Origin of the sequence: Clostridium nigeriense (genome assembly GCF_050585265.1) — a bacterium.
In the GTDB taxonomy this organism is placed as follows: Bacteria; Bacillota; Clostridia; order Clostridiales; family Clostridiaceae; genus Clostridium; species Clostridium nigeriense_B.
Window position 1 is genome coordinate 94472 of record NZ_JBNOOE010000001.1, and the last position, 21663, is coordinate 116134.

The window sequence follows — 21663 nt, forward strand, 5'->3', positions numbered from 1 at the left end:
GATAAAAGATGATTTTTAAAGAAATTGAAAAAATTTATCTTTATATAAAAAACTAAAGTATCAATAAAAATACAACTTCTGAAAATACTTCTAAATCATTTGGTGCTAATAAGTAAATAAGGAAGATGAAAATCATCTTCCTTAAAAATTTTATGATAACTTTTTATTTTTCTTTCTATAAACAAGTGCTGATCCTAAAAGTACACTTGTAACTGAAACCATAACCCAAGGTCCAGATTCAACCCCTGTTTGTGGTAATTTACCATTATTAGGTGTCTTATTGGAATCACTTGGTGTTTCTGTTCCATTTCCATTTCCATTATTTCCACTTCCAGGTTTATCTGTATTATCTGGCTTATTTGGAGTTTCTCCGCTTCCATTACCATCTTTTATTATCTCAAGAGAATTAATAGCATTATCTAATTTCTTTGTCATATTATCAATTTCTTCTTGAGTACTAGCTGCTCCTACTAAAGCTTTAGCTTCTTTTAAAGCTTCACTTAACATACTAAAGCTTTCTTCAGTATAATTTTCAGATTTTAATCCTTCAGCTTTTTCAATTAATTTATTTAACTCATCATAATTTAATTCCACTATTTCTTCTTTAATAACAAGAGAATTAATAGCATCATCTAATTTCTTTGTCATATTATCAATTTCTTCTTGAGTATTAGCTACTCCTACTAAAGCTTTAGCTTCTTTTAAAGCTTCACTTAACACACTAAAGCTTTCTTCAGTATAATCTTCTGCTTTATACCCTTCAGCTTTTTCAATTAATTTGTTTAACTCATCATATTTTAATTCTACTATTTCTTCAACTGGTTTAACTTTTGGTAAAGAACTTCCCTTGTCAAAGGCTGCTACATTTCCAAGCTTTGCATAATTCTCTCTAAACTGGTTTATATCAGCTATTTTATTACTTGATGTATTCCAAGCCTTTGATGCTAAAGAACGTAATTCTTTAGAAATATCTTCAGTTATAACATCCTCACTAACTAAATCTGGCTTATCGCACCATATAGCTAAAGATGTTCCCTTTATAACTTCTGAATTATCATCAATAGTATTTGCTTGGAATTGTCCTGGTGTCCAATCATTATATATTCTTACATCTTGATCTAAGTAATCAAAAGAATGTTGCTCACGTCCATCTTCTGGCTTACTTGGTCTTAATACATAATAAAAGAAGCTTGCATTAACATTATAAATATCTTTATGACCTTTTTCTATAAATGTATTAAGCTTTGCAATACTTGGATTCCATCCCATTTGAGACCAGAAATCTATACCAATAAAATCGTGCATCTTTATTTGTTGCTTATTTTCTCTATTATCATTTTCACCATAGTAAATACCATCGTTCCAGATTCTTGGCTTAAATCCACCTTCATGTACAAATGCTGCTATATCATTAATATAGTTAGCCATAGTATCCTTCCAAGTGTACTCTTCTCCAAAATTTTCATGAGCATAATTATCTAAAACTTCTTTATACTCTGTAGTAAATGGAGGTCTATCAAATTCCATATATTCATCCCCTCCTATATGGAAATCAGTACATCCTTCAAATAAATCCATATATTCTTTATAAAGACCCTTTACATAGTTTACTGCTTCAGGATTAGTTACATCTAAGGCAACTGTACTCTTATTGCCATTCTTATCAACTTGTCCATATTCTGGATGAACTTTTAATATATGTTCTACATGTCCTGGAGTATCTAAAGAAGGAATTACATTTATTCCATACTTTTTAGCTTCTGCTAAAACTTCTCTTATGTCATCCTTAGTTAAATATCCATCTTGAGATACTATTGCTGGATCAAAATCACTTTCTATTCTAAAACCAATATTTTCTGAAAAATGAAGTTGTATTGTATTCATTTTAAAATAAGAAAGTTGTCTTATATGTTGAATTATCCAATCCTTTGATATATACTTTCTAGCCATATCAACATGAACACGACGTTCTGCTACATTAGGATAATCAATTATAGTTCCATAAACTAACTTATTATTGTTAGTAATCATCAATTGTTGTATTGTATGTAATGCATACATAGCAGCATTTTCAGAAGCAGCTACTATTTTTACACCATTTTCATTTATTTCTATTTTATAAGCTTCATCACTATTACTTTTTTCTGTAATTGGATTTACTTTATCTAAAGTCACAACAATATCTTTAGGTGTTACTTGTGAATCTAAAGCATATACTTTACTAATTTCCTTAGCTGTAGGAATTTGTTTTTCTAAAAATTCAGCTGAAACTAATTCTACAACTTCTTTTAATCTTGAATTATTTAAATACTCTTCAGTATTTGGAATGACAAATCTAGTTGTTTCATCCATTGTCCAATTTTGAGCTTTTTCTGCTACTTCATAGGATTGAACAATTGGTAATACCAAGCTAGATAATTCTTCGCCAGTTAAATTTGAAATATCTAAATCATCTGCATTAACGACTTCTTTTGCTACTGGTAATTCTTCATTATATCCTGGAACTCTACCTACTTTCTTTGCAAACTCTTCAAATTCAGCATAATCAGCCTTATTTCCATTAGGATTCCAAGTTTTAGCTGCCATAGCACGAGTACGCATATATAAATTATCAGCAATTACATCTTGTGTTTGGAAACTTGGCATATCACACCATAAAGCATAAGATGCACCTAATAATTCATTAGAATATGGGTTCTCAAAATCTTGAGAAATTCCTCCTGGAAGACCATTCATTTTACCTGGATGCCATTCTCCGTATATTTTTTCACCCTTTGCATTTGCATTCTCCATCCACCATGGAGAAAGAGCATAATACATATATGCATCTACATAATTAATAACCTTATTTCCATTTGCTAAAAAGTCCTTTACAGGTGCTGAACCCTTTCCAAGTCCCCAATAACAAACTTCAATATCTGAATCTAATTTATATCCATCATAGCCTTGAACTAATAATCCATCATTCCAAGCTCTTGCTTTCATTCCATATTTCTTTACAGTTTCAGATGCCTTATTAAAATAATCCATAAGAGTTTTATATTGATCATTAGTCATAGCTGTAAAATTAGCTAAAAACTCATCTCCCCCAATATTCATTCTAGTTGAACCATTTTCTGAGAAGAACTTAGCAAATTCATCTATCATTTCTAATAGAAGATCTTGTGCTTCTTGTAATTCAAAAATATTAAAGGTTTGATTCTTTCTAGAATCATCTGGGAAAAGCTCTTTAACTGAATAATCTTTTCCTGTTTTAGATTCAAGTTGGTTAAGAACATAACCTAAATGACCTGGAGTATCTAGAGAAGGAATAACTTCTATATGATATTTATTTGCAACATCTATTATTTCCTTCATGTCCTCCTTTGTATAATATCCATCAGAAGGATATTCAAATCCTGGTATTTTATTTTCTAAAACGCTACTTTCTAATCTAAAACCTTCATTTTCTGAAAAATGAATTTGTATTGAACTAATATTTTGATAAGAAAGATCCTTTATCATAGATATTATCCAATCCTTAGTAAAATACTTACGTGCTAAATCTAAGTGGAAAGAACGTACTCCAACTTCCGGATAATCTACTATTGTTCCCAAATACATTCTTCCATCATTTCCAACTAAAGCTTTTTCTACAGTACGCATACCATAAAATAAAGCATTTTCATTAGCTGCAGTAATTTTAATTATATCTTCTTTAACTTCAATTTTATATCCTTCTTCGTTATCTGTTTCCTCAATTGGCTCAATAGACAATACTATATCACCACTTTTAATCTTATTTTCTGGACCTATAACAATATCCAAAACTTCCTTATTTGCTAAACCTTTATTTGCAAATTCACTACTAATTAACTTTACATCATTATATAATTTATCATTATTTAATGTGGATTCCCCTTGTAATATGTAAAACCTTGAATTATTCCCCAAATACCAATAACCACTTTTTTCTGTAGTATAACTTTGAACTTGTGGAAATGTTTTAGTTTCCGTAACTTCGCGCTTTGTATCTTTAGCATATGTTACATTTGTAAATGTTGATAAAACCATTAAAGCTGATAGTGCACTTGCTACAATTCTCTTCATAATTTACCTTCACCTCTAAAAACTTCCAACTCTGATTTTTATAATTCTGCAGAGTTTATTTTTTATTAATAATAAAAAATACTTTCCCCCTCCCTAAATTTAATATTTTCTACTTTTAAGCTACTTAAAGTTATGATATATGTTAACCATAAAAATGCATATATTTTACTATAAATACAAAAAGAGCCAACTTATCTAATAATATATAGATAAGTCAGCTCATGCCCTTTATGGTTACACGCTACTTTTTATTATTTAAATATTCACATATTTTTATCGTTTAAATATTAACATAGTTTTTTTAATTTGTAAACCTATTGGAAAAATTTATTTAATAATAATTTTAATTATATTATATTTTCTATTATTAAATTATAAATAATCCAAATAAAATTCTATTATCTATTTTTCATTAATTCTTTTATAAACATCAATAACTTCTAAACTCTCTTGTTCTTCCATAATAACACTCCTTTTAAGTAATTGAATTCATACTACTTATCCATTAATTTAAGAGCTTGATTCAATACTTTCTCTCCATTCATCATACCGTAATCTGTCATTGGTATTACATCTACTTTCTTCTCTGTTAAATAACTATCTGCCTCCCCAGCTGAAACAGCAAATATATCTGCTTCAATACCTTTTGCTTCAGCTGATTTTTGCATTTTATACATATTATATTAAATAAGAGAGATGAAAAAATTCATCTCCCTAAATATTTACTTTAAGATATGGTTTTTTTGCGTTTACTGTACATAAGTCCTAATCCTGCCATTACACATATAACAGCAAGCACTCCCCAATGTCCATTTTCAACTCCTGTAGCTGGTAATTTACCACCATTATTAGGTGTTTTATTTGAATCACTTGGTGTTCCTGTTCCGCTTCCATTTCCATTTTCACTTCCATTTCCATTGTTTCCGCTTCCATTTCCACTTCCATTATTCTCAGATCCACCATTTTCATCACCCTTAGCAATTAGGTCATTTATAGCTGTATCTAATGATTTTTCTGCTTCATTTACTTCTTTTTGAGTGGCCTCTTCATTAACAAGGACTTCACCAGCTCTTGCTAATTGAATTCTTACCTCATTAGCACTTTCTTCTGTATATTTTGATAAATCCATCTCTTTAGCTTTATTTATTAAGTCTTCAAGCTTAGATTTATCTGGTATTAATCTTAAATCTAGATAAGATTTTAATAATGTATTATATGCTGAATCTACTTCTTCTTGAGTTGTATATTCATTTGATAAAACTTCTTTAGCTGAATTTAATCCGCTTTCAAATGGTGTCCAAGTTCCTACTGTATATTCCTTCTTATCTAGTTTTTCTACTTTATTTACTAAGCTTTGAAGTGCTTCTTTCTTAACTTGAATTCTAACTAAGCCATCTATAGCTGCTTTTAATGATTCTAAAGTCTCATCTATTTCCTTTTGCATTGCATTTTCATCTGCAAGTACAGCATCGGAAGCTGCAATAGCTTCTTGTAAAATAGCCCAAGAATCAGCAGTATATCCTTTCTCAACTAGCTCTTTTGCTGAATCAACAAGTGCTTGCAATGTCTCTTTATCTCCTTGCTTAAAGTCAAGCATCCAAATAACATTAACTAATCTCTTGAAAGATGCATCTACTACTTCTTCTGTAGCATCTTCATTTTCATAAACAGATTTAGCTTCTTCTAATGCAGCATTGAATTCTTTTACTACATCTGGTACTACCCCCTCTAGTAAGCCTTCTGCTACAACTTCATCAGCATAATCTATAGCTATTTTTAAAGCAGTTTTATCTACTTCTGGCTTTGGTTCTGGTGTAACTTCCTTAACCTTATGAACATTTAATTCAGCAGCAGTTGCAAATCCACCTACTCCTTCTTTTGCAACTAATCTTACATGTGTTACATTAGGAACTTCATCAAAGTTAACTACTTTTAAAGTAGCATCTTTTGCCCAAGAACCATCTGAAACTGTTGTAAAATCAGTTCCATTTGTACTTACTTGAATCTCATACTTAGTAATTGTACCATTTCCTCCATTACTTCTTGGAAGATATGAAAATTTATTAATAGTATAAGCTTTTCCTAAATCTAATGTTATGCTTTGTGGTAATTGTACAGGTGTATTGTAATTTGTATGCCAAATAGTTCCCGGGTTTCCGTCTATAGCAAAAGATGCTAATCCTTCTGAACCTACATTTGGATGCTCACTTGTTGCCGATGCTTTCATAGTTTCTTGTGGTATTATTGTTTCATCTGCAACATTTGTAGCAACATTATAAACTTCTAATGATTTTAATTCACCATTAAATGCCTTTGTTTCACTTCCTACTTTTTCTAATGGGAATACAAATGTCCCATTATCTCCAGCTGCACTACTCTTGCTAATTTCATCAACATATTCTCCATTAACATAAAGCTCTGTTTTAGTCATTCTTCCAACTATTGTTATATCTACCCATTCTCCTTTAGGTAGTTCATAATCAAATGAGTAATCATAGAATTCTCTTGAGAATCCTACTTTTCCAGTCTCTTTTTGAACTGCTTTAAATGATCCTTTTTCAGATTCAAAAAGAACTTGCTCTTCATTATTACTATTTTCATCACGTTTTACGCTAAATGAAACTGTATAGTTTGGTCCTATATTTTCTATAGAACTTTCTAAATAACTATTGTTACCATTTAACTTTAATACTCCATTTTTAATAGTAGAGTTATTAAGAACTACTGAATTATATCCATTTCCAGAATTATCAGGTACTATACCATTTGAAGCACCTTTAAAATTGTAATCTAAAACTTTTTCCGTTTTAGATTCTACTTTATATCTTGGATTAGAATTTGGAGCATTTGAAACCTTAGCTGCAACTTCTTGGAACTCTGCATAAGTCTTATCTTCTGCTAATCCCCACATCTTTTCTGATATAGCTTGAACAGCAGGTAGTATTCTATCATAAATATCTAATTCAGATATTCCATTAGCTTTTTTATCAACCATATCATTCCAAACTGCAAAGGTTCCTCCAATCATTTGTGGTGAACCTGCTGGAATTACATCGCCATTTCCAAATTTGCTAACTTCATAACTATTATATATATAACTTGAGTTTAAATAGTCATAATAATATCCTGCATCTGGAACTATATATAACTTTCCATCTTCAGTATTAATTAAATCATAACCTGCATTAAACATATCTGAAGGATCTGCCCATCCATTATTCCAAATATTCATTTGAACATTTTCTGAACGTACTGGTGTGCTTCCTGGTCTTGCTGATAAACTTCCCCATAATCTTACTGTTCTATCTTTTTCATCTTGCACATATCCTAATAAATCATCTGTGAATTTTCTAAACTCTTCAGTATATTTTGCATCATATTCATCTGTTCCTACATTTACAATAGTTTCAGAATCAAATACTGGATTTTCTCCATCTAAATATTCATCCCATAATTCTTTAACAAATTCTAAAGAACCAGGGTTAGTAACATCTAAGTGATCTGCTTGACGTCCTACGTTTCCCATTTTTAAATCAGGACGTACTTTTGTAAATGGCAAAGAATGCGCTGGAGTATCAAACTCTGGAACTATATTTACTCCAATTTCTCTTGAATCTTTAATAAAAGTCCTGAATTCATCTTTAGTATAGAAAGTGTCTTTACTAGTTAAATCTGCTTTATTTAATCCGTTATTTCCGCCTTCTTTAATATCTGATTCTAATCTAAATCCTGAATAAGCATTCATTGGATCTTCTCCATTATTAGAATACTCTTCTAAGAAGATATAGTTATCATTTAAATGCACTTGGAAATCATTCATTTTATACCAAGACATAAGTTTTGCAACATCATATAAGAAATCCAATTCAATAGGCTTTCTTCCTACATCTAGCATAAATCCTCTTACATCTGATAATGGATAATCTCTTGTAATTCCTTGTGGAATAGTTGTTCCATTTTGCTTTAATATTTGTAATATTGTTCTTGTTGAAAGAAATGCAGCTGCTGCTTCATTAGACTCAACCTTAACAAAATCACCAATCTCCATATAATATCCTTCTGTTCTAAGCTCAGGACGTTTATTGTTTAATTCAAAATAGAAATCCCCTGTTTTTGGTGAGTTTGAAACTACTACTTCAATTTCTCTACCAACTATATCTTTATAGTCTTCTGCAAAAACTTTCATAGATTGAGTTAATTCTGCTTCTGAAGAAGGTGAAATAACTATTCTTGAACTATTATTAATTTCAAAGTTACCAGCTCCCCCTATCCACTCTCTAAGCTCTGGAATAACAGTTGGCACTTCATTACCTGTAACTTCATTTGCTCCAGGTACTATTACGTCTATATCAGGAGTATATGCCTTTTTATTTCCTTGCTTTACTTCAAAATTAACACGAACCTTTGTATCTACTAAAGGTCTATATATTTTCATATCAGCTCCGATAACTTCTTCATAATCGGCTCCAACAAATGAAATTTCATATCCTTCTGGTACTGATGGCATTGGTAATACTTCATCATCAATAGTAAGATCTCTAACCTTTATTGAATTTGCAATTTCATCAAATCCCTTTGGAATTCCACCATTGTAAATTTCAATTTCATATATAGATACATTATTCCAATTAACACCATCAGCATCTGCTATATGTTTATCTACATAAACTCTTACATATCTAGTAGCAACAGGTTTATCTAAATTAATCTCTTGTCTATTTTGAGTTGGTGCTGATGTTGCTGTATATATATCAGTCCAATTACTGTTATCCTCAGAAACTTGTACTTTATATTCTGTAGCATTTTTTCTTTCCCACTCAATAATTATATTTTCTATTTGAGTCTTAGCACCTAAATCAACAGTAATCCATTGTTCATCTGATGATACAGCACTTGCCCATCTAGAAGCCTTTGCTTTTGACCCATCTACTGCTTTATCAGCTGTAAATGTACTAGTTTCATTACTTGATGAGGTTGCAATTTTACTCAATGCAACATTGTCTCCAGCTTCTGGTACTATAACCGCTGGTTCTTCTGGTTCATTATTATATATTTCTACTTCATACATTGATACTGTATTCCAACTAATAGTACTACCTTCTTGTGTTGGAGAATAATCATCAATAGTTATTCTTACATACCTTGCATTTTGTGAACCAACATCTAAAACTTCTCTAAATTCATTTTTAGTTGTGCTATTATGAATATTAGTCCAAGTAGTATTATCATTTGATACTTCTATTTTGTATGAATTTACATTTCTTCTTTCCCATTCAATTACAACTTCATCAAAAGCTTTAACTTCATTTAAATCGATTGTAATCCATGGCTTAACTGCATTAAGTGATGATGCCCATCTTGAGCTTCCACCCTTATTAATATCTGTTGGTCTATCTACTGTCCCATCAATAACTTTATCCGCTGTAAATTTACTTCCTGCTTCATATCCTGATGCAGTAGCACTTTTCCCCAAAGCTAAATTTTCTCGCTCTACTTCTGTATTTACTTCTGCCTGTGCAGGCACAAAAGAAAACAACATAGTAAAGACTATGAATAGTGGTAATATTTTCTTTGAAATATTATCCATCTTATTCTTCATTATACCCTTCCCCCTTAAATAATATTTTTAAATTTTAAAAGTATATAACTGAGATGCTCCAGGTATCTTGTAGGATAGATATTAACCTACTATGACAGATAAAAATTTTATCTCCCCCCTTCAATGTTATAACTATTCCACCTATTAAAGTTTAATTTTTATCACTATACTCTATAGTCATAAAAAAAGCTAACTTATCCCTATGTCGAATAAGCTAGCTAATGCCCAATTAAGGTAACACACATCTTTAATCATTTACATAGTAACATAACAGGAAAAATTTGTAAATATGTTACTGATTGATTTGTTAATTTTATTGTTAAGTCTAAAGCTCAATTTGCTGCTATATTTATAATTTCCTAAAGAATAAACTAATCCCTGTAAAGATAGTTAAATACCTTACAGGGATCTCTCTATATAGTCTATAAAATTATAATACAATAGTTTTTAAATATTCCATAAAATCGTCTTTTAATTCTTCTCTTCTAAGTGCATATTCAACTGTTGCTTCTAGGAAACCTAGCTTATCTCCTACATCGTATCTTCTTCCTTCAAAGTCATATGCATATATAGCTTCTTCTTCTATAAGCTTTAGAAGTGCATCTGTAAGTTGGATTTCATTTCCCTTTCCTGGAGCTGTATTTTCTAGAATTTCAAATATTCTAGGAGTTATTATATATCTACCTAGAATTGCAACATTTGATGGTGCTTCTTCTAAAGAAGGTTTTTCTACTAATTCCTTAACTTTGTAAACTCTATCTTCTATTTGGATTCCGCCAACTATTCCATATTTGTTAACATTTTCAGGTGCTACTGTTTGAACCCCTAAAACTGAAGTTTTATACTCTCCATAACAATCAATAAGTTGCTTTAAGCATGGCTTTTGATCATTATATACAATATCATCACCAAGTAATACTGCAAAAGGCTCATTACCTACAAAAGTCTTTGCACAAAGAATAGCATGTCCTAATCCTCTTGGTTCCTTTTGTCTTATGAAATGAATGTTAACCATATCTGATATATTTCTAACCATTTCAAGCATTTCTTTTTTTCCTGCTTTTTCAAGTTCCATTTCTAATTCTATAGATCTATCAAAATGATCTTCTATGGATTTTTTATTTCTTCCTGTTATTATAAGAATTTCTTCTATACCTGATGCTACACATTCTTCTATTATGTATTGTAAAGTAGGCTTATCAACAATTGGAAGCATTTCCTTTGGTTGTGCTTTTGTTGCTGGTAAAAATCTTGTTCCCAGGCCTGCTGCTGGAATTACTGCTTTTTTTATTCTCTTTTCCATAGTATATCTCCTTAACATTGGTTTTTTATATAAAATAAATTTATACTAATTTTCAACAATAATTATATAACATTATGGTAAATAAATTTGTAAAAAAACGTCGAATTAAAATAATTTATTTATATATTCTATAGGCATTGGTTTGCTATAAAAGAATCCTTGTACAAATACATATTTTTTTACTCAACCAAATCACCCTACATATTTTTTATTTACTTATTTATTATTTTATAATTCTTTGTTTTTCACTATAATATTCTACTCTTTAACAGCATTCTATTGTATTATATCATACTTTTAAATCAAAAAGGAGATGAAAATTTCAAACTTCTATTCTAAGCATTATTTAAAGAAATTGATAATTTTATAGATTACTATAACAACTTTAGATGACAATTAAATTTCTCCATTTTCTTTCCTCCATCCTTCTGAATTCCTAGAATATAGTACCACAATATTTAATATTATTCTGTCGAATTTTGTATTATAATCCTTTTTTCATACTGATATACTTCTTCTGCCAACAAAAATGTTATAAAAAATATAGAAAAGTAATATTATCCTATCGACAATATTACTTTTCTATATTTAACTACTAATTTATTTAATTTATATATTTTGAAACATATACCATATCAAAAATATCTATTATTCCATCTAAATTTACATCTAATCTACTTAGAAATATGTTATTATCCTTTGATATATTATATTTTAATGCTAATTCTGATATGTCTTGTATATCTATAGTATCATCTTTATTAACATCTTCCTTTTTATACCCTGGTATAAAACTACTTTTAGTTTTGTTTATTAATTTTACATTATTACTACTAATATATGCTCTAGAATTCCAGTTATATACTCCATCATAGCTTGAATATCCATTTCCATTAATAGGATTAATTACCTCCGGGAAAATCTCATATTTTCCACTTGAATTTTTTTCCTCATATACTAATGCTATAACATTTCCTGAATAAGCACCAAATCCACTTACTGTGGAATTTACATTATATAATAAACTTCCTGTTTTACTTATAACCTGATTTGCCCCAGTATATATTGCTAATTGGTATCCATTATAATCTTTCAAATCATTTAAGTTCCAATTAGACATATTTAATTCAGCAGTAAAGACATGTTGAGCTGCTTTTTCTCCCCAAAATGGGTCTGATGCATATTTTACATTTGCTCCTAAAGATTTATCTCCTAAATATCCACCATAATATCTATAATCATCAGGATTTGAATATCCTGATGATATGAAGTTTTTAGCAAATTCTCTTACAGAATCTCCAGGTGTTTGAAATTGATAAGCTCCATCAGGAGCAAAGTCTACTGCTCCTATACCAAATAAATTATTATAATTTTGGGCATAATAAGATGTTCCCCAACTACTTTCATTTATTGCAACTGCTAAAGTTAGCAAAGCATTTACTCCATATTTATTTTGACATTCAATTAATACTTCTCCAAGCCCTCTTAATTTACTATTAGCTGAAGTATTTGCATTTATAAACTCATTTAATTCAGTACTTGTATAATTAGTTCTTGTTCTAAAAGGAATATATTTATAATAATTGTAGTAAGGGTTGTCCTTATTCACAGCATTCGCACTCACATTATTCTTTAAATCTGATATTAATTTATTTAATCCTTCTTCTATAGTATTTCCTTCATAAAAATATATACCATCATAACTATAATAATCCTTTCCCTCTTTTAAGTAATCTGGAGCAGGACCTACTCTTAAAGAACTTCCAGTTACAGTACTTGATGTCATATTTTTTGTAATATAATGATATAAATATCCATTCTTAACCAAATAACAACTTGGATCTTTTACTTGATTAATAGGTACAACTATTAAATCATAATCACTAGAAGAAGAATCTTTATTCACCCATCCTTGATAACCACTTACTTGAATTTTAGCTACTGTTCCTCTATCTTCAACAATTGGAACATCATCTACATAGCCATGATTAACATATGTAAATGCTGAATATCGTTGCTCAGCTCTTTCTGCAGTAGAGTAAACATAACTAATATTATTTATAGTTGTATCAGGTACACCATTTATATGCTTCCATATCCTACCCATAGAATTAATTGCATAAACTACTTGTCCATTACTACTTATTACTGAAGGAATAATACTTTCTTCACTCATTGGCAATACAATATTTTCTATCATTTCCTTTGCTTCTTCTAATGTATCTGCTGTACCAACAAAAGTAAAGCTTCCATCACTATAAGCTAATGCAACTTCATAATTAGCATTTGTTTTAGGAATAATTATATTATAATCCTTCATCAATTCTAATTTTTCTTTTGCATCTTCATCAATATTTTTATCAATATTCTCACCAATATTTTCATCACTATCATACATAGAAATAGAATATGCAGTATTATTTAATTCTGATGCAGTTTTTACCTCATAGACATCTCCAACCTGTACATCTGCTTTTGCAGTACTACCAAAAACACTAGTTAAAAATAAAGTTGCAAAAATAACTTTTTTAAAATTAATCATTTTAATACTCCCTAGTAATTCTTCTTATTTGTTAAATTATATTAATATTACTCTCTTTTTAATTATTTTTAGTTTTAGACTTTATAAATTTATAATAATAGATAACTCCTAATATCCCTCCTATTAATATATAAAATAAACTGCTAAGATTATATTTAGAAACTTCACCACTTGATTTACTTTCACCTTTATTTTGTTTTTCATCTTCATTATTTTCTAAATTATTATTGATACTTATATCATTATTTATATTGTTTTTACCGTCATTTATTTCTTTAGTAGAATTATTAGAATTATTATTTTCATCAAAGTTGTAATCTTTATTAACATCTTCTTCATTTAATATATCTATATTATTATTCCCTGATATAAAATTCTTTATATTATTTATAATATTTTCTACTATATTTCCATTTAATATATTACCCCAAAAAGTATTTTCTTCTTTATTATTATCTTCATCTTCTGCATCTTCTATATTTTCCAAAGTATCTTCTTTATTTGTATTATTTTCTGTATTATTTTCATTATTAGGTATAAGAACATTTTCATCAGTTATATTATTGCTTTCATCTTTATTATTTGTATCATTTTCTTCTTTACTTTCTGATGATACATCTTTTTCAGTACTATATCCTATAAATTTATAATTGTAATTTTCAACACTATCTCCTGCTCTTTTTACAAGTTTAATATTTATAGAATCTTCACCTATTGATAAATTTCCATCTTTTAAAACCTCTGCTTTAATAATAGCTAAAGTTCCATCTCCATTAATACCTTCTTTATCACCTAAAAATGTAAATGAATAGGAAGTTTTATTATTAGAAGTATCTACCTCTCCCCCCATTTCCATTATTTCATCTGCATACTTTTTTATATAATCCCCTGCTGATATATCAACTATATTTAAAATGCTTTTATCGTAAGTAAAATTTACTGAAGCAGCATATAAGCTTTCTAAGCCTTTCATATTTATTAATATGTTTATCTCTTCTCCCTTTTTTATATTACCATCTACATTAACTTCTACTGACGTTGTACTTGCATAAGCTTTTAATGGAAATAAAAATATTAAAATTAACGTTATAATCACTATCTTTTTCTTCATAAATACCTCCTTATAACTATTAATAGCCAAGCACTCTAAAATGTATCTATAAATATCAGTTATAACATATTATAACTGATATTTTAGTTAAATAAAATATATCCAAGTAATGCTATTCTATAGCTTACTTGGATATATTTTTACATTAAAACTTTTTCTCTTATATCAAAATTATATTCTTCTATATTACTTGAATTTAATTTTAAAGTATATAACCCCAAGGAAACTAGCTCCTTAGTTGATAAGCTCGTTTCAATATTAGACATTATTTCAGATATAGTATTTAAAAACTCTTTTTTTGAAAGATTAAGTATATTGTTTAATAGTATTTTAAAAACTTTTTTTAATCTTTTTACCTTATCAGCTCCTATATAATCAAGTGATAAATATTCAATCAATTTTTCACCATTAAATTTATATGTATTCCCTTCATTTATTTCCAGTTTTAGCAATTTTGCTTCTCTTTTAGTTATCTTTAAATTTATTCCATTTATTTTATCTACATACTCTTTTAATATTATATAATCAAATTTAATTAAATTATTTATTGATAAATTATTTTCTAAATTAAGTGATTTTATAATTTCTATTTCTTTGTGTTCATTATAGATCTTACTTAATCTTTCCTTTTCATTTTGAAAATTTCCTATTTTTATTTGATTATTTTTTTTATCAAAATTTAAAATTATCAAATTTTCATAAATACCATTATTTAATATAAATATAGACAGATCTCTATTTTTATCATTATAGCACTTTAAATCTTCATCAATTTTTATCTTTTTTACATTGGATATGTGTGTACAAATATATCCTGCTCCTAATGTTAATAACAATTTTTTATTCAACACTTATCTTAAATCTCCTCTGCTAAACTATACAAATTACTTATTATTTTATATCTTTTGATACTAATACTAAATCAAAAATATCTATAATCTCATCTTTATTTAAGTCAAATTTTGCTTCCCAATCTCTATCTGTACTTTTAATATTATACTTTAATGCTAATGATGCTATATCTTCTATATCTACTTTTCCATCATTATTTAAATCAGTTGATATATTTGTATTTTCTACAACTTTAACCAATCCTATATTTCCACTATAATCTTTTACCAATGTAATATTATTAGATGATATATTATCTATATATTCTATATAATTATTACCACCTACTGAAAATTCATAGAATTCGGTTTTATAATCTCCTATATTTTGATACTGACCTTCATTATTTAGAACATTTCCATTTTTATCAAATAAATATGGCTTATTATCTTTATATCCTAATATAACTTCACTATCTTTATATAATCTGAAATTACTATATTCTCCCGTTGGGATTATTTCATTTCCATGTATATCTATTACACCATATTCTTCTTTTCCTTTATTTTTCACAACAGCATGTCCATTATTAAATACCATATATACCCAAAGCTCAAAACTTCCTATATCATCATATTTATCTATATCTTCTCCGTTTTTCATAACTAATATTTTATTTTCACCATTATTATCTCCAATTGCTACAACATCACTTTCATTTGGATCTTCTTGTAATTGTAGATAAGAATATCCGTCCTTATAAAATTCATTAGTTTTTTCTACTACTCCATAATCACTTCTTGAACTATTGTATAATAAAGCATAACTTCCATTAAATCCATTTATATCTACTATTCTTCCAGGTATATCTCCTGAAATTTCATTACCATTTTCATCAAAAAAGAAAGATTTTCCTATATCATTATTATTATTAACATCTACAATTGTAAATGTTAATGTTGAGTCTATGTAATATGAACTTGATGTTATAGCCTTATAAGATTCTCCAAACTTCTTCGCAAAATTATCTACATTTAAAATAGTACTATCATGATAATCAACTAAATAAATATTTTCATTATAATCTACAATACTAGCTTGTTCATCATCATATCCTGATACTGTTGCATATTTACCAACTTCAAAGACATAATTTCCATTTAAATCTATTAAATTTTGTGTGACTTTGCCATTATAATTTGTTGATACTCTAGCATATCCATATTTATATAGCCCATCCACTTCAACATTATTACATTTTTCTACAGTAAATAACTTATCTCCATTTTCTTTAAAAACGTCTATTGTATACTCACCTTCAAGATTAGTATTATCCTTCTTATAAGCTAAAACATATCCATATTCACTATAAACTGTATATCTTTCATATCCACTTCCCATTAACTTTATATTTCCAGAAGAATTTACACATATTAATTCTCGTTCATTGTTGTTCATATATGTTATATATTCATATCCATTTGAATGAACTCTATCTCTATGAAAATTTAAATCATCAAATTCCTTCACAATGCTTCCATCTTTTTTTCTTAAAGTCCAAATAGTTGTATCAGCTTTATTCTCTTGATTTTTAGTTGCATCTGTTGTGTAGAAAAGATTATCCCCTGCATGAATAACACATTCATAAAAATTTGTACTTCCTCCATATAAATTGCCATACATATCCATAAGTGCTACCTTGCCATCTTTTCCCACTGCTAACACACTATAATCAACATAATAAGTACTTCCTGATGTATTTAAATAAACTTCAGTAAAGCCTATACTATTTTTTATTTCTCTAGTATTTCCATTACTATCAACAAATGTGTATGTAGTTTTAGAGTTTATATCATTAAATTTTCCATTTTTAAGTAATAAATAACCATCTCCAAACTTTACACCATCACTATATCCCATTGAAGTTAAATCCATTAGCATATAGTCACTCTTTTCATATGCATAAACTTTAAAATATGGTGCTACAATAATAAGCGACATTATTAAAAATAAACTAAATGAAACACTTTTATTAAATACTCTTTTCATAAAAACCTCCTAATTTTAATGATTAATATCACATAAATCTGGTATATTATTTTTTTATAATATCCAATTTTAGTTTCTTTACATTTATCAGATTTTAACATTCCTGATTTTGTACAATATTCTAATTCAACTATATCTTCACTTAAATCAAATTTACTATTATCCTCATTTATCTCATTTAGAACACTTTTCCAAATACTCGTAGATGACTTATATGTTCCATATATCATTGGTCTACTGTCATCATATCCAATCCATACTCCAGCTACATATTTGGGAGTCATACCAACAAATAAATTACTAATAATATTATTATTGTCATCTGAAACTGTACCTGTTTTTCCTAAAACTTCATAGTTTTCATTCTTCATATTTTTTATTATGCTATCTTCATCTACTATATTATTAAGTAATAACCTATTCATTATAGATGCTGTTTCATAACTTATAACCTTTTTTTCTATATCTTTATTTTCAATTACTATATCACCATTTTTATCTATAACATTTTCATAATATTTTTTTTCATTATAATACCCCTTATTTCCAAACATAGTATAAGATGAAACTAAGGTATCTAAAGTTATTCCTTCCTTAAAATATCCTAATGCTAAAGCAGATAACTGCCTATCATCATCCTCAATATCACTTTTATATAATGTAGAATAACCTAAACTATTACTCAAAAAATCAAAAATTTCATTCTCACCTATCATTGATCCTACTGTTACTGCAACTGTATTTTTTGACTTTTTAAGTGCATCTGTTACTGTAACATTACTCTCATATATATCATTATAATTTCTAGGCCAAACTATAGTTTCACCATTATAAATTGTATTCTGGGGTATATCTTCTACTATCGTTGAAAAATTAATAATATCTTTTTCAATTCCTAATGAATATATTGATACTGGTTTAATAGTAGAACCAACCTTTAATAATTTTCTTGAAGCCCTATTTATAGATGTATCAAAATTATTTCCACCTCTTACCCCCTTTACATTTCCATCATAATCCATAAGAACTATAGCCGATTGATTAAATAATATTGAATTTTTTTCTGCGAAATATTCCTTACTATTAAATACCTCATCTATTTTAGATTGAATTTCACTATTTATTGTACTATTTATAATTAAATTCTTAGAGTTCAAAATTGCTATAGCTTCTTTGTCACTATAATTAAATTCGCTCTTTATATCACTTATAACATCTGTCATTATGCTATCTGCAACATCATTATCCTTTATTAGAACATCCTCTTGAAATTTAATCTTTTCCTTTGTTTCATAAATTATATTTCCTTCATCATCTAGAATAGTAATACTGCTTTCCTTTATCTTTGAAAATATAAATATTCTGTTATCTATTATTAAAAATAAGCTTATGATACAAATAATAAAAATACTTAGAAATTTAACTCTTTTTCTCTTCAATCTATCGCCTCACTTCTAAATCTTTTATTTTCATATTTATTAAATCTAATATTGAAAATCCTACTCCTAACAGTACCCAAAATACAGGGTTAACAGTAACTATACTATCATTCACTAATGATATTATTAAGAATCCTACAATACCTATAAAAATTCCAAATCCTAATGAAAATATATGACTCTCATTATATATTTCCTTCTTAAAAAATGTATTAAATGCTTTTTTTACAAAAATATAAAATATTGTTATTATTGCTATTAAACTTATTACTCCTGTTTGCTGAGCTACCTGTAAATATGTACTATGTGGCTTATCTATAATAAACTTTGTGCTTCCATGAGTGTTCATAAGACCTATATAATCATTTTGCTTAAAATACATAGCAAATGTACCCGGTCCACTTCCAATTAATAATTTATCTTTTATAAGTGGTATAGTATTTATCCAAACATATCCTCTACCTGTTGCTAATCCATATAAGTCCTTTAAAATATATTTTTCTCTTTTTATACTATCAACAACTTGTCCATTTTGACCTACACCTTTAAATCCATCATCTTTTATATAAAATTCCATAGTATCGTTATATCCAATATCAACAATTATTCCATACTCAAGATAAATTACATTTATCATTTTAAAGTCGCTATTTTCAAATGAATAGACTCCATCAACATCATTAAAATATATATTATCCATATTTTTATCATAGAAGCTTAATTGATTTTTATTTTCTCTATTGATAACTATATTCAAGGAATTATTCTCTCCTATAATCTCAAGTCTATCTCCATAAATATTAATATCCTCTAAATAAAATTTTTCTCTGCTATTTTCTATACTTGGTGAATTTTTCAAGCCTTTTAAGGCTACATTCAACAATTTATTTCCACTTATGAAGTTTAATATTATACTTATTACTATTGTTAAAATTAAATAACTTATATTAAACTTTAAATACTTATAAATTTTTCTTCTGGAATATATAATTAAAAATATTGACTCTAAGATCATTACATATATTGCTGCTGTTGATTTAGATGAAAAAACACAAAATATAAGTCCTGATGATAAAAAAGCAAAAAGAACTCTTTTCATTTTATTCTCTTCATTTATAAATAAATTCATAATGATAGGAAATAATAATATGCAGAGCCCTCCAAAATAGTTTGGATTATATAAGGTTAAACTAACCATATCTGTATACTCAATATTCTTAATAGATTTTATAATTTCTGAATATTCCTTAGCTGCTAAGAAGTTTTGAAAAAACGGGATTTCAAAAATAGGCTTATAAAAAAACTCTATGCCACTCAGCAATATTAATATTGAAATAAGTATCAATATAGATTTTTCTAAATACTTTATTGATTTTTCATTATAGAAATAATTTATTCCACTAAGAAGTATAAGCATATATGCTAGTAAAACTAAAACTCCCTCTCCATCTGTAGGAGACCCCATATAAGATAAAGCTTTATAATCTGAAAATACATAGGATAATATAACCATAAAGGAATATATAAATATACATATTATAACTTTTCTATAATTTATTTTTTTTAATGGATACTCTAATTTGTAATCTGGAAATATTCGTTCTCCTATAAAAAATAAAATTATAAATACTGCAAAAAACACTATAATATTTTTTTTGTAATATAAAAATAAATCTATATATATTCCATTACTATCTCCAAAAACATCTTTTATACTATTATCTAAAATCATTATTTTTAAATATGAAATAAAAGGAATGATTGCCATAAATGCTGATATAACTATTGAAATAAATTTTTTATATCTTGGTATTTTTATATTTTTTTCTTTCTCCATATTATCCTCCTTTCACCTATAAATTTTATAATATAACACTTATTTTTTTTGCTGTATTTTGTCGAAAAAATAAAAAAAAATTCCTTAATTAACTATACAAACAATCTTATCATTATAAATTATTTACATAATATTGCATATATAGTAAAATTACATTGAAAAATACATAAACAAGGAGGATTAAAATTGAAAAGTAATATTAAGTTTTATAAAAATAAGTTATCATTATTTTTATCTGCTTTATTTTTAATTCAATTAGTATTATTTAATACAAATAATATTGTATTTGCAGCTACTACTCCTTCTGTATCATATACAGTAACTGGAGAAACTAAAATAGGAAATACAATTGAAATTGCTGTAAATGTATCAAATATAAGTGACTTATATGCAGGATCTATTGATTTTGTTTATGACACTAACCTTTTAGAAATTCAAAGTATTACTAAAGGTAATATATTTGGCAATAATGAGGTTCTTACCCCTATAGGTGCTAATGGAAAAATTGAAAATGGACAAGCTTCATTTGCCATCACAATGAAGGGTAATAAAGATGGAATAAGTTCAGATAATGGAACTATAGCTGTTATAAAAGCAAAGATTCTTAAAGAGGGAACTGTTAAATTAAATACAACAAGTTCTAACACAGAATCCCTAAACTTAACTGGAAACACTATAAGAGTTAAATTAGCTGATTCTAACGGTAGTAATATATCATATAATTTTACTAATAAAAATATAGCTTTAGAAAACAATATATCACTTGATTTAACAGCTGATAAAGACACTTGTAATTTAGGTGAAAGTATTACTTTTACTGCTTCTTCTAATTTAGGTAGTAATGCTCAATATGCATTTTATAT

11 protein-coding genes are annotated in these 21663 nt (G+C 27.4%); 1 reads left to right on the top strand and 10 read right to left on the bottom strand.

What is annotated here, in order from left to right:
- Nucleotides 1-150: 150 nt before the first annotated feature.
- From ACQPVP_RS00305 to ACQPVP_RS00350, 10 genes are all read right to left on the bottom strand, one after another.
- Nucleotides 151-4089 carry a family 20 glycosylhydrolase gene (locus ACQPVP_RS00305; RefSeq protein WP_430846117.1) on the bottom strand — a complete coding sequence of 1313 codons (3939 nt, stop codon included), beginning with the start codon at nucleotides 4087-4089 and terminating at the stop codon, nucleotides 151-153.
- 494 nt (nucleotides 4090-4583) lie between these two features.
- Nucleotides 4584-4766, bottom strand: a complete 183-nt coding sequence (locus tag ACQPVP_RS00310; RefSeq protein ID WP_430846119.1) for a PTS sugar transporter subunit IIB — start codon at nucleotides 4764-4766, stop codon at nucleotides 4584-4586.
- A 50-nt stretch (nucleotides 4767-4816) separates the two neighbouring features.
- Complete coding sequence (locus ACQPVP_RS00315) at nucleotides 4817-9688, bottom strand: discoidin domain-containing protein (RefSeq protein ID WP_430846121.1); 4872 nt, start codon at nucleotides 9686-9688, stop codon at nucleotides 4817-4819.
- A 430-nt stretch (nucleotides 9689-10118) separates the two neighbouring features.
- Entirely contained in the window at nucleotides 10119-10991 is an 873-nt protein-coding gene (galU, locus tag ACQPVP_RS00320) for a UTP--glucose-1-phosphate uridylyltransferase GalU (protein ID WP_430846123.1), read from the bottom strand.
- Between the two features lie 604 nt (nucleotides 10992-11595).
- Complete coding sequence (locus ACQPVP_RS00325; RefSeq protein WP_430846125.1) at nucleotides 11596-13533, bottom strand: glucosaminidase domain-containing protein; 1938 nt, start codon at nucleotides 13531-13533, stop codon at nucleotides 11596-11598.
- 58 nt (nucleotides 13534-13591) lie between these two features.
- Nucleotides 13592-14644 carry a cohesin domain-containing protein gene (locus ACQPVP_RS00330; protein ID WP_430846127.1) on the bottom strand — a complete coding sequence of 351 codons (1053 nt, stop codon included), beginning with the start codon at nucleotides 14642-14644 and terminating at the stop codon, nucleotides 13592-13594.
- A gap of 140 nt (nucleotides 14645-14784) precedes the next feature.
- Nucleotides 14785-15495 carry a hypothetical protein gene (locus tag ACQPVP_RS00335; protein WP_430846129.1) on the bottom strand — a complete coding sequence of 237 codons (711 nt, stop codon included), beginning with the start codon at nucleotides 15493-15495 and terminating at the stop codon, nucleotides 14785-14787.
- 40 nt (nucleotides 15496-15535) lie between these two features.
- The gene (locus tag ACQPVP_RS00340) at nucleotides 15536-17524 is read right to left on the bottom strand and encodes a hypothetical protein (protein ID WP_430846131.1); all 1989 of its coding nucleotides are present in this window, start codon (nucleotides 17522-17524) and stop codon (nucleotides 15536-15538) included.
- Nucleotides 17521-18963 (bottom strand): penicillin-binding transpeptidase domain-containing protein, encoded by a 1443-nt coding sequence (locus tag ACQPVP_RS00345; protein WP_430846133.1) that lies wholly within the window; start codon nucleotides 18961-18963, stop codon nucleotides 17521-17523. Before ACQPVP_RS00345 ends, ACQPVP_RS00340 begins: the two co-directional genes overlap by 4 nt.
- Before the next feature lies 1 nt (nucleotide 18964).
- Nucleotides 18965-20800, bottom strand: a complete 1836-nt coding sequence (locus tag ACQPVP_RS00350; RefSeq protein ID WP_430846135.1) for an O-antigen ligase family protein — start codon at nucleotides 20798-20800, stop codon at nucleotides 18965-18967.
- Between the two features lie 186 nt (nucleotides 20801-20986).
- Between ACQPVP_RS00350 and ACQPVP_RS00355 the strand changes: the two genes are divergently transcribed.
- On the top strand, nucleotides 20987-21663 hold a 677-nt coding region (locus tag ACQPVP_RS00355; RefSeq protein WP_430846137.1), incomplete at its 3' end, for a cohesin domain-containing protein.

Excerpts from the sequence above, each read along its gene's own strand:
- ACQPVP_RS00340 (WP_430846131.1), bottom strand. The coding sequence starts at position 17,524 with ATGAAAAGAGTATTTAATAAAAGTGTTTCATTTAGTTTATTTTTAATA.
- ACQPVP_RS00315 (WP_430846121.1), bottom strand. The coding sequence starts at position 9,688 with ATGAAGAATAAGATGGATAATATTTCAAAGAAAATATTACCACTATTC.
- ACQPVP_RS00330 (WP_430846127.1), bottom strand. The coding sequence starts at position 14,644 with ATGAAGAAAAAGATAGTGATTATAACGTTAATTTTAATATTTTTATTT.
- galU (WP_430846123.1), bottom strand. The coding sequence starts at position 10,991 with ATGGAAAAGAGAATAAAAAAAGCAGTAATTCCAGCAGCAGGCCTGGGA.
- ACQPVP_RS00305 (WP_430846117.1), bottom strand. The coding sequence starts at position 4,089 with ATGAAGAGAATTGTAGCAAGTGCACTATCAGCTTTAATGGTTTTATCA.
- ACQPVP_RS00325 (WP_430846125.1), bottom strand. The coding sequence starts at position 13,533 with ATGATTAATTTTAAAAAAGTTATTTTTGCAACTTTATTTTTAACTAGT.
- ACQPVP_RS00310 (WP_430846119.1), bottom strand. The coding sequence starts at position 4,766 with ATGTATAAAATGCAAAAATCAGCTGAAGCAAAAGGTATTGAAGCAGAT.
- ACQPVP_RS00350 (WP_430846135.1), bottom strand. The coding sequence starts at position 20,800 with ATGGAGAAAGAAAAAAATATAAAAATACCAAGATATAAAAAATTTATT.